24 protein-coding genes are annotated in these 19,556 nt (G+C 47.1%); all 24 read left to right on the forward strand.

What is annotated here, in order from left to right; translation table 11 throughout:
• Positions 1 to 4: 4 nt before the first annotated feature.
• The 24 genes from spoIIIAB to spoIVB all read left to right on the forward strand — a co-directional run bounded on the left by spoIIIAB (position 5) and on the right by spoIVB (position 19,422).
• Positions 5 to 523 (forward strand): stage III sporulation protein SpoIIIAB, encoded by a 519-nt coding sequence (gene spoIIIAB / locus GON05_RS15305; protein ID WP_127449631.1) that lies wholly within the window; start codon positions 5 to 7, stop codon positions 521 to 523.
• A gap of 59 nt (positions 524 to 582) precedes the next feature.
• Positions 583 to 786 carry a stage III sporulation protein AC gene (spoIIIAC, locus tag GON05_RS15310; RefSeq protein ID WP_029197158.1) on the forward strand — a complete coding sequence of 68 codons (204 nt, stop codon included), beginning with the start codon at positions 583 to 585 and terminating at the stop codon, positions 784 to 786.
• Positions 787 to 796: 10 nt separating this feature from the next.
• Complete coding sequence (gene spoIIIAD, locus GON05_RS15315) at positions 797 to 1,186, forward strand: stage III sporulation protein AD (protein ID WP_127449633.1); 390 nt, start codon at positions 797 to 799, stop codon at positions 1,184 to 1,186.
• 24 nt (positions 1,187 to 1,210) lie between these two features.
• The gene (gene spoIIIAE / locus GON05_RS15320; RefSeq protein ID WP_157319923.1) at positions 1,211 to 2,410 is read left to right on the forward strand and encodes a stage III sporulation protein AE; all 1,200 of its coding nucleotides are present in this window, start codon (positions 1,211 to 1,213) and stop codon (positions 2,408 to 2,410) included.
• Between the two features lie 13 nt (positions 2,411 to 2,423).
• Positions 2,424 to 3,146: a stage III sporulation protein AF gene (gene spoIIIAF / locus GON05_RS15325; protein WP_157319924.1), complete on the forward strand. Its 723-nt coding sequence runs from the start codon at positions 2,424 to 2,426 to the stop codon at positions 3,144 to 3,146.
• Positions 3,127 to 3,789 (forward strand): stage III sporulation protein AG, encoded by a 663-nt coding sequence (gene spoIIIAG, locus GON05_RS15330; protein WP_246239161.1) that lies wholly within the window; start codon positions 3,127 to 3,129, stop codon positions 3,787 to 3,789. The genes spoIIIAF and spoIIIAG overlap by 20 nt, the downstream gene beginning before the upstream one ends.
• Before the next feature lie 36 nt (positions 3,790 to 3,825).
• Positions 3,826 to 4,641, forward strand: a complete 816-nt coding sequence (locus GON05_RS15335; protein WP_157319925.1) for a SpoIIIAH-like family protein — start codon at positions 3,826 to 3,828, stop codon at positions 4,639 to 4,641.
• Positions 4,642 to 4,797: 156 nt separating this feature from the next.
• Positions 4,798 to 5,295 (forward strand): acetyl-CoA carboxylase biotin carboxyl carrier protein, encoded by a 498-nt coding sequence (gene accB, locus GON05_RS15340; RefSeq protein WP_127449643.1) that lies wholly within the window; start codon positions 4,798 to 4,800, stop codon positions 5,293 to 5,295.
• A gap of 41 nt (positions 5,296 to 5,336) precedes the next feature.
• Positions 5,337 to 6,695 carry an acetyl-CoA carboxylase biotin carboxylase subunit gene (gene accC, locus GON05_RS15345; RefSeq protein ID WP_157319926.1) on the forward strand — a complete coding sequence of 453 codons (1,359 nt, stop codon included), beginning with the start codon at positions 5,337 to 5,339 and terminating at the stop codon, positions 6,693 to 6,695.
• A gap of 83 nt (positions 6,696 to 6,778) precedes the next feature.
• The gene (locus GON05_RS15350; RefSeq protein WP_127449647.1) at positions 6,779 to 7,192 is read left to right on the forward strand and encodes an Asp23/Gls24 family envelope stress response protein; all 414 of its coding nucleotides are present in this window, start codon (positions 6,779 to 6,781) and stop codon (positions 7,190 to 7,192) included.
• 88 nt (positions 7,193 to 7,280) lie between these two features.
• Positions 7,281 to 7,841 (forward strand): alkaline shock response membrane anchor protein AmaP, encoded by a 561-nt coding sequence (amaP, locus tag GON05_RS15355; protein WP_181646555.1) that lies wholly within the window; start codon positions 7,281 to 7,283, stop codon positions 7,839 to 7,841.
• 14 nt (positions 7,842 to 7,855) lie between these two features.
• Entirely contained in the window at positions 7,856 to 8,083 is a 228-nt protein-coding gene (locus tag GON05_RS15360) for a DUF2273 domain-containing protein (RefSeq protein WP_127449651.1), read from the forward strand.
• Positions 8,084 to 8,099: 16 nt separating this feature from the next.
• Entirely contained in the window at positions 8,100 to 8,294 is a 195-nt protein-coding gene (locus GON05_RS15365; protein ID WP_157319928.1) for a hypothetical protein, read from the forward strand.
• On the forward strand, positions 8,291 to 8,749 hold the full coding sequence (nusB, locus tag GON05_RS15370) for a transcription antitermination factor NusB (RefSeq protein ID WP_157319929.1): 459 nt from the start codon (positions 8,291 to 8,293) through the stop codon (positions 8,747 to 8,749). Before GON05_RS15365 ends, nusB begins: the two co-directional genes overlap by 4 nt.
• A gap of 50 nt (positions 8,750 to 8,799) precedes the next feature.
• Entirely contained in the window at positions 8,800 to 9,666 is an 867-nt protein-coding gene (folD, locus tag GON05_RS15375; protein WP_157319930.1) for a bifunctional methylenetetrahydrofolate dehydrogenase/methenyltetrahydrofolate cyclohydrolase FolD, read from the forward strand.
• An 8-nt stretch (positions 9,667 to 9,674) separates the two neighbouring features.
• The gene (gene xseA / locus GON05_RS15380) at positions 9,675 to 11,045 is read left to right on the forward strand and encodes an exodeoxyribonuclease VII large subunit (protein ID WP_157319931.1); all 1,371 of its coding nucleotides are present in this window, start codon (positions 9,675 to 9,677) and stop codon (positions 11,043 to 11,045) included.
• Positions 11,032 to 11,286 carry an exodeoxyribonuclease VII small subunit gene (gene xseB / locus GON05_RS15385; RefSeq protein ID WP_127449659.1) on the forward strand — a complete coding sequence of 85 codons (255 nt, stop codon included), beginning with the start codon at positions 11,032 to 11,034 and terminating at the stop codon, positions 11,284 to 11,286. Before xseA ends, xseB begins: the two co-directional genes overlap by 14 nt.
• 10 nt (positions 11,287 to 11,296) lie before the next feature.
• Positions 11,297 to 12,193, forward strand: a complete 897-nt coding sequence (locus tag GON05_RS15390) for a polyprenyl synthetase family protein (protein WP_157320048.1) — start codon at positions 11,297 to 11,299, stop codon at positions 12,191 to 12,193.
• A gap of 117 nt (positions 12,194 to 12,310) precedes the next feature.
• Complete coding sequence (dxs, locus tag GON05_RS15395) at positions 12,311 to 14,197, forward strand: 1-deoxy-D-xylulose-5-phosphate synthase (RefSeq protein ID WP_181646557.1); 1,887 nt, start codon at positions 12,311 to 12,313, stop codon at positions 14,195 to 14,197.
• Positions 14,198 to 14,235: 38 nt separating this feature from the next.
• Positions 14,236 to 15,069: a TlyA family RNA methyltransferase gene (locus tag GON05_RS15400; RefSeq protein WP_157319932.1), complete on the forward strand. Its 834-nt coding sequence runs from the start codon at positions 14,236 to 14,238 to the stop codon at positions 15,067 to 15,069.
• Positions 15,070 to 15,312: 243 nt separating this feature from the next.
• The gene (locus tag GON05_RS15405) at positions 15,313 to 15,765 is read left to right on the forward strand and encodes a hypothetical protein (RefSeq protein ID WP_157319933.1); all 453 of its coding nucleotides are present in this window, start codon (positions 15,313 to 15,315) and stop codon (positions 15,763 to 15,765) included.
• A 2-nt stretch (positions 15,766 to 15,767) separates the two neighbouring features.
• On the forward strand, positions 15,768 to 16,217 hold the full coding sequence (gene ahrC / locus GON05_RS15410; RefSeq protein WP_127449667.1) for a transcriptional regulator AhrC/ArgR: 450 nt from the start codon (positions 15,768 to 15,770) through the stop codon (positions 16,215 to 16,217).
• A 15-nt stretch (positions 16,218 to 16,232) separates the two neighbouring features.
• A complete protein-coding gene (gene recN / locus GON05_RS15415; protein WP_157319934.1) occupies positions 16,233 to 17,963 on the forward strand; it encodes a DNA repair protein RecN in 1,731 nt (576 codons plus the stop codon).
• A 118-nt stretch (positions 17,964 to 18,081) separates the two neighbouring features.
• Entirely contained in the window at positions 18,082 to 19,422 is a 1,341-nt protein-coding gene (spoIVB, locus tag GON05_RS15420; protein ID WP_157320050.1) for a SpoIVB peptidase, read from the forward strand.
• The last annotated feature ends 134 nt before the right edge of the window (positions 19,423 to 19,556 follow it).

Here is a 19,556-nt window from a genome sequence, read left to right on the forward strand (position 1 = left end):
AAAGATGCTGAAATTCGTTGGCGGGGTGCTCATTATCAGTGCCGCCACCTTGTATGGTTTTCTGCAAGCCGCTCATTACGTTAGGCGACCTAAACAAATCCGGATGCTGATTTCGGCGCTGGGACGCATGGAAACAGAAATCACATACGCAGTTACACCACTGCCCGAAGCCTTCTCCTCTCTTGGCAAACAAGTTGCTGAACCGCTGTCCTCCTTGTTTCGATTAACATCGGAGCGGTTGCTGGCGAGTGACGGGACATCGACTCGTGACATTTGGCATAGAAGCGTTAAGGATGTATGGGGAAGAACATCGATGAAGCAAGCCGAGCAAGAGGTTGTACTACAGCTCGGGTCTGTACTGGGCGTGACGGATCGCAGTGATCAAATCAAGCATTTGCGGCTAGCTATTTCACAGCTTCAGGCAGAAGAGACCGAGTCCAGAGAAGATCAACGCCGTTACGAGAAAATGTGGAAAAGCCTGGGTGTCCTTATCGGAGCACTAATCGTAATTTTGATGTATTAAGGGAAGCGAGGAACTTACCCTATGCAGAAGTTCCTTGTCAACAGAGTGAGGTGCCTGGAATGAACGTAGATGTGAATGCCATTTTCCAGATTGCCGGCATCGGCATCATCATCGCGATGATCCATTCGGTGCTCAAGCAGATGGGGAAAGAGGATATGGCACACTGGGTCACGGTCATTGGCTTCGTGGTCGTGCTCTTCATGGTTGTCAGCATGCTCGATCATTTGTTTAAAGAAATCAAAACGATCTTCTTATTCCAATGAGGTGCGCCGTATGGAAATCATCCAGATTGTAGGCCTGGGGCTCATCGTTACGATACTAACGCTCATCATCAAGGAGCAGAAACCCATGTTTGCGTTCTTGCTGGCGGCCTTTACAGGCATCATGATTTTCTTGTTTCTGATCGGCAAAATCTCCAGTGTCATCCAGGTGCTTGAAGATTTAGCGCAAAAATCAAATATCAATATGGTGTTCCTTAAAACGATCCTGAAAATCATCGGAGTTGCCTACATTGCTGAATTCGGCGCACAAATTGTGCGCGATGCCGGACAAGAATCCATCGCCTCCAAGATCGAACTCTCTGGGAAAGTGCTCATTATGGTAATGGCGATTCCGATCATTACCGTCATCATCGAGACTGTCGTTAAGCTTCTCCCTGCTTAGATGATCCATTTAGGAGTGACTCAAATGAACCTGCTTTATTCGCACCAGAAGCTGAACAACCGCTGGATCATCTTGTTCATCATGATAATGGCCTTATGGCTTGGTATGTCGAGCTTCTCGACCGCAGAATCACCGACAGACGCCATCATCAAGGAGCAAGCAGAACATCTGAATACGGAGCCTGTCGAGCAATATTGGGATAAGCTCATGAAAGATTACGGCGGCTACTTCCCCGAAAGCAAGACGCCAACCTTCATGGAACTGCTCCTGGGCACGAAGGGCATCAGCATGAAAAGCATTTTCAAAGGACTCTTGCGCTACGTTTTCCATGAAATCATCATCAACGGCAAACTGCTCGCTTCCATTGTGATTCTAACGATTTTCAGCATGATTCTCGAAACGCTGCAGAGTTCATTCGAAAGAAACACGGTAAGCAAGCTCGGCTATTCCATTACCTACATGGTCTTGATTATTATCGCGATCAATTCCTTCAGCGTAGCAATCGGATATGCCAAAACTGCAATCACATCGATGATAGAATTCATGATCGCAATCATGCCGCTGCTGCTAACACTGCTAGCTTCTATGGGAAATGTAACCTCAGTAGCCATCTTGCATCCGCTTATCGTTTTCATGATTCACTCTGTGGGCACGGCGATTTATGTCTTTGTTTTTCCGTTATTGTTCTTCTCGGCCGTTCTGCACATCGTGAGCTCGCTAAGTGACAAATACAAAGTCACCCAGCTGGCCAACCTGCTTCGCACAATCAGTCTTAGCATGCTCGGGGTTTTCGTCACTGTTTTCCTCGGCGTGATTTCGATTCAAGGGACTGCCGGTGCGGTGCGAGATGGCGTAGCCATCCGAACAGCCAAATATATCACAGGCAACTTTGTTCCCGTGGTAGGGCGTTTATTCTCCGATGCAACGGAGACGGTCATAGGTGCATCCTTGCTCGTGAAAAATGCGATCGGACTTGTCGGCGTTGTCATTCTGATCATGCTGTGCGCGTTCCCGGCGATCAAGATTCTGACCTTGGCTTTTATCTACAACTTGTCCGCAGCGGTTATGCAGCCCTTGGGAGACAGCCCGATCATTGCTTGCTTGCAGACGATTGGCAAAAGCTTGATCTACGTTTTCGCTGCGCTTGCGGCTGTGAGTTTAATGTTCTTTCTGGCTTTAACGATCATGATTACGATCAGTAATGTCTCGGTGATGATGCGGTGAAAGGAGATTCGCTATGAACTGGTTAGGCGGATGGCTGAAAACGGTCATCATGGTCATTATGCTGGCTACCTTCGTTGATCTTCTGCTTCCCAGCAACACCATGCAGCGCTATGTAAAAACCGTCATGAGCTTATTCATCCTACTAACACTTTTAACGCCCGTCTTGCAGTTATTTCAGAAAGATTGGGATGTGGATCAATTGCTTAGCCAAGCCGAAAAGCAGCAAAACGAAAAGACGATGCTTGCTAGCGGAAGTGGAGGAAGTTCCTGGATGAAATCACTCGATGTGATTACGAAGGATGCCCAAAAGCTTCAGGCTGCGGGCCAAGAGCAATCACAGCAGATGATCCAGACCCAGCTTGCCGGACTGATGAAAGAGGACATTCAGAAACAGACGGACCTAACCGTTCATGACGTTCAGGTCGTCGCGCAAATAGACAATAATGGGAAACCTGCCATTACGAAAGTCAGGGTCACCCTTGATGATATAGAAGTCAAAAGCAAGTCAAGTCCTGCTGCTGGATCCAAAAGTATTGCTGCGATGGAACCGGTTAAGCCTATTGATCCGATAAGGATTAAAACGAATGAGAAAGAGATGGCAGCATCGGCTCAGGCATCAGCCCCTTACGAGCAGGAGGTTGAACGACTGAAACAAGGCATTACGCGCAATTGGCTGGTTGAGCCTGCACGCATTGATATCCAAGTTGAACAAAGGAATGGAAGGATTGCGAGGTGAATCGATGGGAACATTGCTGCAATGGATGGAGAACAAATTCGGCGGAGGTCCGGGAGGGCCGAAACGTAAGAACACACTCCTATGGGTCATCATGATCGGACTTATGGGAGCGGCGCTGATGATTATGAATGCATTTATGACTGTAAAAGAGGTTGATCCCATCACTGCGGGCAGAGCCTCTCCGCCTCCCAGTAAAGAAACATTTCTCAATAATACATCCAAGGAAAACTCGAGCTTTCACGAATATGAACTGGCGTATCAGTCGCAGCTCAAAGATATTTTACAAAAAATCGTTGGTGTTGGCGATGTTGAAGTCCTGGTCACCATTGAGTCAACGGAGGAATTGACCGTCGACAAAAATTACAATGATAACCAGCAAATGACGACAGAACGCGACAATGGCGGGGCGACTCGGAATATATCCCAGGTCACGCGAAGCGGGGAAGTGGTTATCTATCAAGTGTCAGGCGACCAGAAGCCGCTTGTGCTCAAATATATCAAACCTAAGATCAGAGGGGTCATCGTTGTCGCGAAGGGCGCTGAGAATCTGACGGTGAAGAAAATGATTTCGGAAGCCGTTGAGCGCGGGCTTGATGTCCCATTGAATCGTATCTCCATTTTACCCCGGAAAACCGGTGAATAAATCCAATAGGTAATCAAAATTGAGGAGGAATATACAATGAACGCAAAAAGACAAACAATTTGGCTCGTATCTATGCTTAGCTTGATGGTGGTGCTCTCCGCGTACTACTTGTTCACCGAGGATGTGAATAAACTGGATCTGGCATCGACGGATACGACGAAGCAGAGCCAAGAAGTGAAGATTGATATGGCTCAGGTTGATACGGCAAATGCAGCAAAAACAGACGTAAAAGCAACTACTGGCACAGATACAAAAGTCGACACGAAAGCAACAACGCCGCAAAATTCAACAAAAACAGACGTTAAGACAGGCGCGAAAACGGATGTTAAAACAGATGCAAAAACAGATGCAAAAACAGATGCAAAAACAGATGCAAAAGCTGATGCAAAAGCTGATGTGAAAACTGATGCTAAAACAGACGTGAAAACTGATGCAAACGCAAATGTGAAAACGGACGATCAAGTGCTGAAACAAATGGAAGAACAAGCGAAAACAACGTCGGCAAGCGACTACTTCACGAATGAGCAAATGAAACAAAGTGAATATTTCGCCAAAGCTTCTTCCGATCTGATGGAAATCATCATTGACACGAAAAAAACACCTGAAGCGGTAGCGAAAGCAACGAATGATTTATCCAAATTGACAGATGTTCAAGAAAAAGTTGAAAATCTGCAAGATGTGCTGATGAAAGACTTCCCTCAAGCCATCGTTAATCAAGAAGGAAACAAATGGAAAGTAACCGTTCAAAGCGATAAATTGGAGAAAAGCCAAGGGGTTACCATCGTTGATATGGTTGTCAAGGAGCTTGGTGCTGCCCCAGAAAACATCAAAATTCAATACGTGCGTCCATAGTTTAAAAGAGCTTTAAACACGGCAAGGGAGGGTACAGGAAAGGGTCCAGGTAAAACTGGACTCTTTCCATTTCTTGCGTTTATGGGTATAATACATACGTTGCGGCTATGAAACCGCATTTTTTACTGGTTCACCAACTTTGAAGGAGTGACATGAATGTTCAAATTGAGTGAAATCAAAGAGTTAATCAAACTCGTCGATCAATCCTCTTTACAAGAACTTGAAATTGAAAATGAAGGTGCTCGCCTGTCGATTCGCAAGCCGAATAAGTCAGAGCCTGTATACGTAACAGCACCAGTTCAACACACATATGCTCCGATTGGTCAAGCAAGTGTTCCTCACGCAGCACCGGCTGCAGCTTTGGAAACTTCTGTACCTGCGACTACTGGACATGCTAAGCAAGAGGACTCATCTTTACATAAGATCGTCTCACCGATGGTAGGAACTTTCTATCAGTCTGCTTCTCCTGGCGCTGCTCCTTTCGCAAGTGTTGGTCAAAAAGTAGGCGATAAAACGGTTGTGTGCATCGTTGAAGCTATGAAATTGATGAATGAGATTGAAGCTGAAATCAAAGGTGAAATCGTTGAAGTACTCGTTGAAAACGGTCAACTTGTTGAGTACGGACAACCTTTATTTTTGGTGAGACCGGAGTAAGTTAGTATTTTGCTAACGGAAAACTCTTAGGAGGAAAATTAATGAAATTTCATAAAATCCTAATAGCGAACCGAGGAGAAATAGCTGTTCGTATTATCCGAGCTTGCCGTGAGTTGGGCATTTATACGGTGGCTGTATATTCGGAAGCAGATCGTGAAGCGCTGCATGTGCGACTTGCTGACGAAGCCTATTGTATTGGTCCGACTGCGTCCAAGGACAGCTACTTGAACTTCACGAACCTGATGAGTGTTGCCACACTAACAGAATGTGATGCCATTCATCCCGGTTATGGATTTTTAGCGGAAAACGCCGACTTCGCAGAAATTTGCGAAAGCTGCAACATTACGTTCATCGGTCCTTCACCTGACGCCATTAGTCGTATGGGCGACAAGGCGGTTGCCAAGCAAACGATGAAGGACGCGCGCGTGCCAATCATTCCAGGGTCTGATGGGTTGGTTGAAAACGTGGAAGACGCAATCGTCATCGCAAGAGATATCGGGTACCCGGTTATCATTAAGGCGACAGCCGGCGGCGGCGGTAAAGGGATTCGTATTGCCGAAAATGAAGAGACGCTTGTCTCCCAAATTACGGCTGCGCAGCAAGAAGCGCAAAATGCTTTCGGTAACGCCGGTATTTATTTGGAAAAATATTTAACGGGCATGAAGCATGTAGAGATTCAAATTTTAGCGGACAAACATGGCAACGTCGTTCACTTGGGTGAGCGTGATTGTTCCGTACAGCGCCGCAGACAGAAGCTCGTAGAAGAAGCACCTTGTCCGATCCTAACGCCTGAAACGCGTGCAGCTATGGGGCAGGCAGCCGTTCGCGCAGCTCTGGCTGTTAATTACTCGGGTGCAGGAACACTTGAGTTCTTGCTTGGACCTGACGGTAATTTCTACTTCATGGAAATGAATACGAGAATTCAAGTCGAGCATCCCGTAACCGAAATGATTACCGGGATCGACATTATCCAAGAGATGATTAGCGTTGCTGAAGGCAATCCGTTATCCTTCTCGCAAGATGATGTTCGTATCAATGGCTGGGCGATCGAATGCCGTGTAAACGCGGAAGATCCGAACCGGAACTTCATGCCTTCGGCAGGCCAAGTGAAATTCTACTTGCCTCCTGGTGGATTCGGGGTTCGTGTAGACAGTGCCGTTTATCCGGGTTATACGATTCCACCACACTATGATTCTATGATCGCTAAACTAATCGTCTGGGGAAGTACACGCGATGAAGCGATTGCCCGCATGAAAAGAGCGCTCACGGAGTTTGCCGTTGACGGTGTTAACACAACGATTCCGTTTCATCTGAAACTGCTTGAACACAAGAAGTTCATCAAAGGCGACCATGATATTAAATTCCTGGAAGAGCACGATGTGAACGATGCAGATTCATAGATAATCATTTGTCATATTTTTGGCAAAATGGTATAGTTATAAATTAAGGATGGCTTATCCAAAAATTCTTAGGAGGTGCCACAATGAGCACAATCGCTCCGGATTACGTCAAAACAGACATGGGCAGCATCCAAATTGCCCCCGAGGTTATTGAAATCATTGCCGGTTTGGCAACGGTGGAAGTGCAAGGAGTAGCGGGGATGAGCGGTGGACTTGCTGGCGGCATTGCTGAATTGCTTGGACGCAAGAACTTGTCCAAAGGCGTAAAGGTAGAAGTCGGACAACGTGAAGCTGCCATTGACGTCTCCATCATTATCGAATATGGGAATCGCATTCCTGAGGTTGCTAGCGCCATTCAACAGAATGTGAAGCACGCAATCGAATCAATGACTGGACTTAGCGTCGTTGAGGTTAATGTTCATATTCATGATGTTCATTTTAAACAGGCAGAGAAACCGGTTGAAGAAGAAACAGCAGCTGCTGGTCGAGTGAAATAAGGCGGAATTGCTGCATCCATATGGATCATTGAAACCCCCTACAGCATGCAGGGGGTTTCCTCTAACTATAGGAAGGGGACAAGCTTACGTGGGTAAAATTGTGGACAGGCTCTTGCTGCTTCTCTATAGCCTAATTATTTTCGTTGCATCTATCCTTGTATTGTTCACAGCATCGAGCTGGATCCCATTAGAACAAGTAGGTCAACTGTTACGTAATTTCTATTACGAGAAGAACTACGCATATCCAGCCATCATTATCAGCGTGGTTATGCTGCTAATTTCTGTTCGGTTTCTCATTCTAACGCTTCGCCGCGGCCGCGCTCAAGCGCCATCGATTGATCAACGCACGGATTTTGGCGATATTCGCATTTCTATGGAAACCGTCGAGAATTTATCTTTGAAAGCTGCTGGTCGTTCGAAAGGTGCCAAAGATCTGCGCGCACGTGTAAGAGTGAATCAATCAGGACTTGAAATTACGCTCAGAACTGTGGTGGACGGGGAAAGTTCGATTCCTGAACTCACAGAAGAGATGCAAAGTACTGTGAAAAGTTACATAGAGGACATTACCGGCATTCCCGTAGCTTCCGTAACCGTATTCGTAGCAAATATCGTGCAATCAGCCCCAACGTTTAAAAGCCGAGTCGAATAGAGGTGAACCCACTCATGTGGAACGAATTGTGGGAGTCCCATAGGGGCAAAGTGATCGGAGTGGCAGCAGGCATTTTCTTCGGCTTCATTTATTTATTTTTTGGATTCTGGGATATGCTGATCTTTGGATTCATTGTTCTGGTCGGATTTTATATTGGGAACAAACTGGATCGCAAGGAAAGTTTCGTCATGCTTGAAGACATTTGGCGCTATCTCACGCAAAAATGGAGAATGTTTCGCTAAAATCCCTGGTACATCCATGGATTTTTTTGTTTGGATTGGCTCCATTATGACGTATACTAACAAAAAGAGCTTAAAAAAGGACGAAAACGGTTTTGCTAAAGCAAAACTCAAAGTTTACGCTTACGAAGACAGTTTTGCTAAAGCAAAACTCAAAGTTAATGCTTACGAAGTCAGTTTTGCTGAAGCAAAACTCTTAGGAGGAACAAAATGAAACGCAGAGTTGCACGAGAGCTTGCTGTACAAAGTTTATACCAAATCCAGATGAATGAGGCTACTCCTCAGGAAGCTGTCCAAATCGCCGTTCATGAAGCGGAAAATGACAATGAAACGCAATTGGAAATCAAAGGGGACAAAATTAATTCAGCTTACATTTTGGAGCTGGTTGAGGGGACATATAGCAACAAAGTTCGCATTGATGAGCTGCTTGAAGAGTATTTGAAAGGCTGGGCCATGGACAGGCTGTCACGCATTGATCGTGAAGTGCTCCGTCTGGCTGTCTACGAAATGCTCTACAGAGATGATGTTCCGCCGAAAGTTGTCGTGAATGAAGCCATTGATTTGGCAAAGCATTATGGCACAGACGAGTCCGGAAAATTCGTCAACGGCGTTCTTGGTAAAATGATCAAGGAAGTCGAAGAATTGAAAAGTAAGGTCACACCAACTTAACTTAACAGCTTACGAAGATGATGTTCACAACATTTTTAGGGGGAAAAAACATGTCTGGTCAAGTTATTAATGGAAAAGAATTGGTAAGTTCTATTCGTGAGGAAATTCGGGCGGATGCTGCAGCGCTTACAGCGAGTGGCCATCAACCAGGCCTTGTCGTTGTAATTGTAGGGGAAGACCCGGCTTCGCAAGTGTATGTTCGAAATAAAGCAAAAGCATGCGACGACGTAGGTATTTATTCGGAAGTACACCGTCTGCCTGAAGCTACGACTCAGCAAGAATTAATCGCACTCATTCACAAATTTAATAGCGACAACAAAATTAACGGCATTCTTGTACAATCACCCCTGCCTAAACATATTGATGAAGAAGCTGTTGTGGATGAAATCGACCCATTGAAAGACGTGGACTGCTTTCACCCCGTGAATGTTGGGAATTTAATGATCGGTAAAGACGGTATGAAGCCTTGTACGCCTCACGGAGTTATCGAAATTTTAAAACGTACAGGCGTAGAAATCGCTGGCAAACACGCTGTTGTCGTTGGAAGAAGCAATATTGTTGGAAAACCAATGGCTATGCTATTGCTGCGCGAGCATGCAACGGTTTCTATTGTTCATTCACGCACTCCGAATATGGAGGAAATTACGAAGCAAGCTGATATTCTTGTTGTTGCCGTAGGTAAAGCGCATTTAATTAAAGCACATCACGTAAAACCAGGCGCTGTTGTCATCGATGTGGGGATGAATCGTCCTGCTGACGGCAAGTTGACGGGTGACGTTGATTTCGAAGCGGTAAAAGAAATAGCAAGCGCGATTACACCGGTACCGGGCTGTGTGGGACCGATGACGATTACGATGCTGCTTCGCAATACGGTGGATGCTGCAAGCCGCGCCGCTAAAGTGAATGTGAGTGTTTAATCGAGCTTATGGGTAGAAACGAGACGAAGATTTTTTCTGTCAAGGATTTAAACCGCTATATTAAATTGCTGCTTGAAGGCGACAATCGCCTACAAGATGTATGGGTGCGAGGGGAGATTTCCAACTTCACACATCATTCCAGCGGCCATATGTATTTTACATTGAAGGATGCCGATGGCAGACTGAAGAGCATCATGTTTGCCTCCCATAACCAGAGGCTAGGCTTCATTCCCAAAGAGGGTACCAAGGTGATTGCCCGAGGTAATATTTCCGTGTATGAACGGGACGGCGCTTACCAGTTCTATGTGACGGCGATGCAGCCTGATGGCATCGGCAGTTTGTATTTAGCCTTCGAGCAGCTGAAAAAGAAGCTCGAAACGGAAGGGCTGTTCGCGGCGGAGCGCAAAAAACCGATTCCTCGGTTTCCACGCGCGATCGGCGTGATTACCTCCCCGACGGGGGCCGCTATCCGTGATGTCATCATCACGCTTCAGCGGCGCTTTCCGTCGGTGCAAATCCTCCTGTATCCCGTACTGGTACAGGGTACAGGAGCAGCTCCTTCGATCGTCAAAGCGATCGAAGCGATGAACCGCCTCGGTGAAGCCGACGTGCTCATCGTGGGCCGCGGAGGCGGCTCACTGGAGGAGCTGTGGGCGTTCAACGAGGAAGCGGTGGCGCGGGCTATTGCAGCCTCCGCGATTCCTGTCATCTCGGCCGTCGGCCACGAGACGGACTTCACGATCGCGGACTTCGTCGCCGATCTGAGAGCCCCGACGCCTACGGCGGCGGCGGAGCTCGCCGTGCCCAGCACGCTGGAGCTGAAGCAGCAGCTATCGCAGCAGGCGCAGCGCCTGCACTACGGGCTGCTCCAGCAGCTGCGCCGCAAGCAAGAACGGCTCGAGCGTGCGAAGCGCTCGCCGTTCTTGACGAACCCCCGCAGGCAGTTGCTGATGCAGCCTGCGGAAAGGCTCGACCGGCTGACGGAGCAGCTCGGTTACCGGATGCGCCAGCGCGTTCAGCGGCTGGCGGAGCGGCACATGAAGCTGGAGCGTACGCTCAGCAGCTTCAATCCCAAAGAGCAGGCCGTGTTTGCAAGGCGGCGCCTCGATACCTCGGGGCGGCAGATGCTCACGGCCATGCAGACCCTCCTGCGTGCGAAGAAGCAGGAGTGGCAAGCCAGCGTCCGTCATCTGGACGCCCTCAGCCCGCTGAAGGTTATGCAGCGCGGCTACAGCTTGGCGTATGACGAAGAGGACCAGATCCTTATTCGATCCGTTAGCCAGGTGAAGGTTGGGGATCATGTGAAGATTCGCCTCAAGGACGGCAGATTGGACTGCCAAGTATCGGGGATGGAGGAGAACCAAAATGTCAACGAATGAAACGGAAGTAAGTTTTGAAGTCGCAATTGAGCAGTTGGAGCGCATTGTGGCGCAATTGGAAAGCGGCGACGTGCCTCTGGAGAAAGCAATCGAGCTTTATCAAGAAGGTGTTCGGCTCTCTCACTTGTGCGGCGTGAAGCTAGAGCAAGTCGAGAAGAAAATTGAGATGCTGGTTGAAGGGGAAACAGGCACTGTAAACAGGAAGCCTTTCCAACCTGTCTTGGAAGATAAGGGGAATTAGGTTGAAGACAATGTCCACTATTCGTGAATATATTGCTTCGAACGCTGAACTGGTCGAAGCAGCACTAATACAAGCACTCCCTGCGCAGTGGAATGTACCAGCCTCTCTGCGTGAGTCCATGAATTATTCACTGATGGCTGGCGGCAAACGGCTGCGGCCTATTCTCGTTCTGGCGGCAGCTGAGGCGCTTGGCGGATCTCAAGCAGCGGCATTACCTGCAGCACTTGCGATTGAAATGGTGCATACGTACTCCTTGATTCATGATGACCTCCCTGCGATGGATAATGATGATTACCGCAGAGGGAAACTGACGAATCACAAAGTATACGGGGAAGCTATGGCTATCCTTGCAGGGGATGCTTTGCTGACACATGCTTTCTACAGCATCACACAAGCTCATAAGGTTCATGGCATTCCAGCGGAACGTGTGTTGTCCATCACGGAAGAACTTGCTTCCTATGCGGGTGCAAGGGGGATGGTTGGCGGACAAGCCGCTGATATGCTTGGAGAACAGGGCTTAACGAAGCTTGAAGAATTAGAGTTCATCCATCTGCACAAAACGAGTGATCTTATCGTATTTTCGCTGCGGGCGGGAGCGCATATTGCCGGAGCCACACAAGGGCAGCTAGCTGCGTTAAGCGAATTCGGAAATGCGATCGGACTTGCTTTTCAAATTCAAGATGATATTTTGGATATTATCGGGGATGAGCAGAAGCTCGGCAAGCCGGTGAAGAGCGATGAGAAACAGCAAAAGGTGACTTACCCGTATTTTATCGGGCTCGAAGCTTCTGAGATGAAGGTCAAGGAATTGACCGAAAAGGCTAAGAAAGCGCTTCTGCAAGGCGGGTTTACCAATCCGGAGAGGCTGTTTCAGCTTGCTGATTATTTAATGGAAAGAGATCATTAAAGGTTTATTTTACATATTTTGTTGTTACTTTGGGTGGATTTTCACGATTTGCCCAAAACTATGATATAATGGTGAAATGAATCACAGTATTTTCACATTGAAAGTGAGGAAACAAGCGTGCTGCTCGAACAAATCAATCGACCTGAGGATTTGAAACGGTTATCCATGGCGGAGCTTGAGGTATTGGCTGGTGAAATCCGTCAATTTCTGATCGAAAAGTTATCCGTTACAGGTGGACATCTGTCCTCGAACTTAGGTGTGGTTGAGCTCACCATCGCATTACATACCTTGTTCCACAGCCCCTATGATAAATTGCTTTTTGATGTGGGTCATCAGGCGTATGTGCACAAAATTTTGACAGGCCGCAAGGATAAGTTTGATACATTGCGTAAGTACAAAGGCTTGTGTGGGTTTATCAAGCGATCTGAAAGTGAACATGACGTCTGGGAAGCCGGACACAGCAGTACCTCCTTATCCGCAGCGATGGGCATGGCCATGGCGCGTGATCTCAAAGGCGAACACAACAAAGTCGTTGCCATCATCGGTGACGGTGCCATTACTGGCGGCATGGCGTTAGAAGCCATGAATCATATTGGTCATGAGAAGAAAAATATTATGGTCATTCTGAATGACAATGAAATGTCCATTGCGCCCAACGTCGGGGCGATTCATAACTATTTAAGCAAGATTCGTTCGGATCGCCATTATTTGAAGGCGAAAGAAGAAGTTGAACATTTACTTAAGAAAATACCTGCCATTGGCGGCACGTTGGCTAAGACAGCGGAGAAGCTCAAGGACAGTCTCAAATATTTTGTGTTAAACGGAGTTTGGTTTGAAGAGTTAGGTTTTACTTACATCGGTCCTGTAGACGGACATAATTTACCTGTTTTACTGGATACTTTGAAGCAAGCAGAGAAAGTTGTCGGGCCCGTACTTGTGCATGTCGTCACTATGAAAGGAAAGGGTTACACGCCTGCTGAGCAAGACTCTCATAGCTGGCATGGGCCGGGACCTTACAAAATTGAGTCAGGCCAAGTGCTGAAATCGGTTGGACCTCCCATGTATACAGAGGTGTTTGGTAACACACTGATCCAGATGGCTGAACAGGATTCCCGTATCGTGGCGGTTACACCTGCGATGCCAGGGGGATCAGGCTTGCTCAAGTTTGCCAAGCAATTCCCAAGCCGCATGATCGACGTTGGGATTGCGGAACAGCATGCGGCTACGTTATGCGCAGGTTTAGCCAGCGAAGGATTAAAGCCTGTGTTTGCCGTGTATTCTACCTTCCTGCAAAGAGCTTACGACCAAGTGGTCCATGATATTTGCCGTCCGAAGTTGAATGTGGCCTTTGCCATTGACCGCGCCGGTTTTGTAGGACCTGATGGCGAAACTCATCAAGGCGTATACGATATTGCCTTCCTGCGCTCGTTGCCTAATATGGTGCTAATGATGCCGAAGGATGAGAAAGAATTACAGGATATGATGCAGACAGCTCTTGAATATGACGAAGGGCCAATTGCCTATCGTTATCCTCGGAATAGCGGAGTCGGGGCGAACCTCGATGAAGCTCCAAAAGCAATCCCGATCGGAACTTGGGAGACGCTGCGCGATGGCGATTATGCCGCTGTTTTGGCGGTGGGTCCGATGGTTCAAGTTGCTTTAGAGGCTTCTGAGCAGTTAGCCAAAGAAGGAATCAAACTCCGCGTTGTGAACGCTCGCTTCATTAAGCCGTTGGACGAAGCATATTTACACCAGTTGGCGAATGAATCGATACCGATCATCACGATGGAAGAAGGCGCCATTCAAGGCGGGTTTGGCAGTGCTGTCATGGAGTTTTTTGCAGCTAATCATTTCACAGGATTACATGTTAACGTGATGGGGATTCCCGATTACTTCGTTGAGCATGGATCGGTGAAGGAACAACGTGAAGAGGTCGGACTTACAGCACACAATTTAATTGCCGAAGTGAAGAAGCTCGTGCCTCGCAAAAGACAACGGGCCTAAACGCTGCAACGCTACGAATAGGAGTAAAGACAAACACAATGTCATCGGATAAAGAACGATTGGATTTATTGCTCTTGGAGCAAGGCTATTTTGAAAGCAGGGAAAAAGCAAAGGCCGCCATTATGGCAGGCCTTGTTTTTGCTGATGAAGAACCCGTAGATAAAGCAGGGATGAAAATCAGCCGAAAAGCTGTGCTGAAAGTGAAAGGGGCGCTTCATCCTTATGTTAGCAGAGGCGGCCTGAAGCTGGAAAAGGCGTTAAAACAGTTTGAGATCAATCTGGCTGGCGCTGTGATGGTTGATATCGGCGCATCCACAGGCGGGTTTACGGATTGTGCGCTGCAGAACGGCGCTTCCAAGGTTTACGCGGTTGATGTAGGTTACAATCAATTGGATTGGTCGCTGCGCAATGATGAGCGTGTTCAAGTGATGGAGAGAACGAATTTCCGTTACACCACAATGGAAGACCTGAACGGCCCGCGGCCAACTTTTGCCAGTATTGATGTCTCTTTTATTTCTTTGCGCATTATTTTACCTCCTGTGAAAGAAATTTTAATGAACGAGGGTGCCGTTGTAGCGCTCATTAAACCGCAGTTTGAAGCAGGACGAGAGAAAGTGGGTAAATCAGGTGTTGTCCGGGATCCAGACGTGCATGCTGAAGTTTTGACCACAGTGCTCACTTTTGCAGAAGAGCTTGGTTTTCGATTGAAAGGATTAACATACTCACCGATTACGGGTGGGGAAGGAAATATTGAATTTCTAGCTTACTGGTCAAGCGATTCGAATGATGATGCCACGCTTGCTGACGCTGCTTCGCTGAAAGACCTCATTGCCGTTACCGTAAAAGAAGCACAAAAATTGCATGGCAAATAAACTCATCTTTGAGCACCCTTTTTGTGGCCCAGAGATGGGTTTTTTCAGTAGATAAAGAAAGTATAAGTTTTACTTTTGCTTCGCTCTACCTTGACAAACACGCTCGTCCTAAAGGACGACGAAGTCGTTTATCCTTGGTTGACAAACGCGCTCATCCAGAAAAGCACGACGAAGTCGTTTTTCCTTGCTTCATAAAAAGGATTTACGGATCATATCCGCGAATACTATGGCGAGGTGAGGGACATGGAGAAGGGCGATGTCACAGTCATTTTGCTGATCCTGATTGTAGGTATAGGTTTTCTTTTTTTTCGATTTCAAAGGTGGCTGAATGGGCCAACGAAAAAGCGAATCCGAATTCCGAAACATTCAGAAATACCTCAGGATGAAGTTGTTGAGCTGCTGGAAGGCGCTGGCTTTGACGTGTTGGCCGGTAAAACCAAAATTCCAATCTCCATGACCTTGAACGATAAAGAGCAGCTGGAAAGCAGGCTATTTATTGACTATTTTGTCCAGAAGGATGAGCGCATTTACCTGGTTAAAGTAGCCAAGGAACGGAAGCCGCTTGAAATGACAGGCAGTTCCATTCGCGATATGCTGCTGGCTTACAGTCTTATTTATCCGGAGGCTGACGGGGTGCTTTATGTCGATATGGCCATGAATAAAATCAAAAAAATCACATTCCATATAGAGGTGTAGGCATGAAAGGTCAAAGGCATGTAAAAATCAGGGAAATCATTACGAATAACGAAATCGAGACGCAAGATGAATTGGTGGAGTCTCTGCGGGCGGCTGGTTTCCATGTTACCCAAGCGACGGTTTCCCGGGATATCAAAGAACTTCATCTTATTAAAATCCCGCTGGATGACGGGAGATATAAATATTCGATGCCAGCCGATCAACGGTTCAACCCTATGCAAAGGCTGCGTAGAGCGCTCAGCGATCATTTTGTGAGCATTGATAGCACCGACAATCTGGTTGTGATGAAGTGCCTTCCGGGTACTGCAAACACCATCTGCGCACTGATCGATAATTTGGAGTGGGAAGGTGTCATGGGAACCATTTGCGGTGATGATACGATTCTTGTGATTTGCCGCGGCAAAGAGAAAAGCGTTTCTTTTGTAAACGAAGTTATGTCCTTATTATCTTAAAGCCAGGAGGAATACATGCTTACAGAATTATCGATTCGTAATTTGGCGGTTATTGAACACGTGCATATCCGTTTTAAAATGGGGTTTCATGTCCTTACAGGGGAAACAGGCGCGGGGAAATCCATCATCATCGATGCGTTAACACTCATTGTTGGCGGCAGGGGTTCTTCCGATTTGGTCCGTTATGGAGCAGACAAAGCTGAGATTGAAGCCATGTTCGAGCTTCCGCCGACTCATCCGGTTTGGGATACGCTGACTGAGCTCGGCATTCAAGCGGATCCGGGCGAGCATTTGCTGATCCGCCGGGAAATTACGGCTACTGGGAAGAGCTCCAGTCGGATTAATGGTCAGCTCGTCAATCTTACAATGCTGCGTCAAACAGGGGAATGGCTCGTTAATATTCATGGACAGCACGAGCATCAATCGCTGCTCAACGATGAGGAGCACATCCATTCTCTTGATTTGTTCGGGGATGCGGAAATAGCTGCGGCTAAAAAAATCTATCAATCTACTTATGATGAATATATGAAATTGCATAAGGATTTGCGTGAGCTTCAGGAAACGAGTAAACAAGCGCTTCAGATGCTGGATTTATATCGATTCCAAATCGATGAGATATCGGCTGCGAAGCTGAAGGCTGGCGAAGATGAAACTTTGGCGGAAGAGAAGCGCAAACTGGCCAATGCCGAAAGGCTGTATCAAAGCACTTCCGAAGCTTACGATTTCCTTTATGCGACGAACCGTGGCTTGGATGCCGCCGGCAAAGCGGTTTCTCGCATTCAGGATATCGTTCAATTGGATCCGGCCAATCTTACGCCATTGCTTGAACAGGCGCAATCCGCCTACTATCAGCTGGAGGATGCCGCTTACCAATTACGCGATTATCGAGAAGGTATTGAGTTCAACCCGTCACGTTTGGATTTTATTGAACAAAGATTGGATACAATCACGTCTCTTCGCCGAAAATATGGAGAGAATATTAAAGAGATCCTGACTTACTTGGAGAAAATAAAAACAGAAGTCGACACGATCGAGAATAAGGACGAGCATATTCAGAAGATTGAGGCGAAACTTGCTGCGCTCGAAAAGCAATTAGGCGTCGCTGCACTTGATCTTTCTAATTTGCGCCGCGGAATTGCTCAGCAGCTCGCTGTTCAGATTGAACATGAGCTTCGCGATCTGCAGATGGAACGCACCCAGTTCCGCGTCCAAGTCGAGCAAGTGCTTGACGAGCGTAACGGGATCGAAGTTGAAGGGAAGAAAGTGAAATTTTCGCGCCAAGGGATCGATCAGATTGAATTTATGATGGCGCCTAATCCGGGGGAACCGCTTCGTGGACTTAGCAAAATCGCTTCAGGTGGGGAATTGTCGCGAATCATGCTGGCCATGAAAACTATTTTTGCGCGAATCGATCAGATTCCTGTACTCGTCTTCGACGAAGTTGACACAGGGGTAAGTGGACGCGCGGCGCAAGCGATTGCTGAGAAAATGTCTAATTTGTCAGGCAGCTGTCAAGTCTTCTCGATTACACATTTACCGCAAGTCGCCAGCTTCGCTGATGTTCATTTCTATATTCGTAAAGAAGTTGATCAGGACAGAACGTTCACCCGGGTGCAAGATATGCCGGATTCCGGACGAATTGAAGAGTTGGCGCGGATGCTCGGCGGGGTCGAAGTGACAGAAACGACGCTGCATCATGCAGGGGAAATGCTTGCCATGGCAAGAAATAAGAAAGCAAGGGCATGAAAGTATAGATAGTCATCATTTTCAGTTATAAAACAGGGGGAGTGGGGTTAACTTATAGGTACGCATTTGACGACGAAGTTCGTCAGGGCCTAAGGATGTGTGAGGGAGCGTGAAGATATTGCAATCCAGCAAAAGGAAAAGATTGTTCGGACTCCTGCTCGTCTTCTTCGTTTGTATGGTAAGTTTGTCTCCGCCTTTTCAAAGTTTTGCCTCTTTCCCCCAAGAACTCCGCTTGTTTAGTGGTCAAGGGAAGCAGCTACAATTAACGATGCCCGTTAGCGCCCAAGTGACGGTCAAAGACACGGACATTGTGAAAGTAAATGGCAATGCTGAGCACTCATTTCAAGTTAATCTGAACGAACCCATTTCATTACAGTCCGATCGCTCTGGGCAAACCGAAATGAAGCTCAAGCTGTTCGGCGCAATACCGATTAAAACAGTGAAAGTGAATGTCGTACCTGATTTGAAAGTCATTCCAGGTGGCCAAACCATCGGAGTGAAGATTAAGTCTGCCGGTATTCTGGTGGTAGGTCATCACTTGGTCTCTGTTGCCCCAGACCAAAAAGTTTCACCTGGAGAAGAAGCGAAAATTCAAGTCGGAGATTTGATTACCAAAATCAATGGCAAGGATTCGAAGGATGTCAGTAAGGTTGCGGACCTGGTTGCTAAATCCGGAGAGAGCAAAACACCTCTGGATCTCAAAATCCTGCGCAACAATGAAGAGATCTCGGTTAAGCTTCAACCCGTTTATGATGTTGTAGACAAGTCTTATCGCTTGGGATTATATATCCGCGACTCAGCTGCAGGTGTTGGCACTCTGACCTTCTACGCGCCTGATCAGGGTGTATATGGAGCTCTGGGACATGTCATCACGGATATGGATACCCAGACGCCAATTATTGTTGGTGACGGCGACATTGTGTACTCCAATGTGACCTCAATCTCCAAAAGCCATAACGGTGATCCCGGCGAAAAACATGCTACGCTCTACAAAGATAGCAAAGTGATTGGCAATATCGAACGCAACACAGCTTTCGGTATCTTCGGCAAAATGTATGCGGCGCCTGACCACAGCTTGGACAAAGAAGCTATTCCTGTAGCTTTCGCTGAGGAAGTGAAGGAAGGTCCGGCACAGATTTATACTGTCGTCGAAGGCCAGAAGGTTGAGAAATTCGATATTCAGGTTGTTCACGTCTCTAAACAGGACACGCCAGGAACAAAAGGCATGGTCATCAAAATCACAGATCCTCGTTTGTTAGATAAAACGGGCGGTATTGTGCAAGGGATGAGCGGCAGCCCCATCATTCAAAATGGGAAACTCATCGGTGCCGTCACGCATGTGTTTGTTAATGATCCTACAAGCGGCTATGGCTGCTTTATCGAGTGGATGCTGCAAGACTCAGGGATCATTCTTAGACCATCAAATGGAGCGACTTTCAAAGAATCAAAGGCGAGCTAAAGCCTTTGGTTCTTTGTTTTATTTTAACCGGATTCTACAAAGGAATATCCGTTTTACTATGAATTTGTCGAAAAATGTAGTATGCAGAAGATAAATATATTATTATATAAGAAAGTGAAATAAAAGAAAAGAAA

The sequence above is a fragment of the Paenibacillus anseongensis genome, assembly GCF_009757995.1.
GTDB lineage: Bacteria > Bacillota > Bacilli > Paenibacillales > NBRC-103111 > Paenibacillus_E > Paenibacillus_E chondroitinus.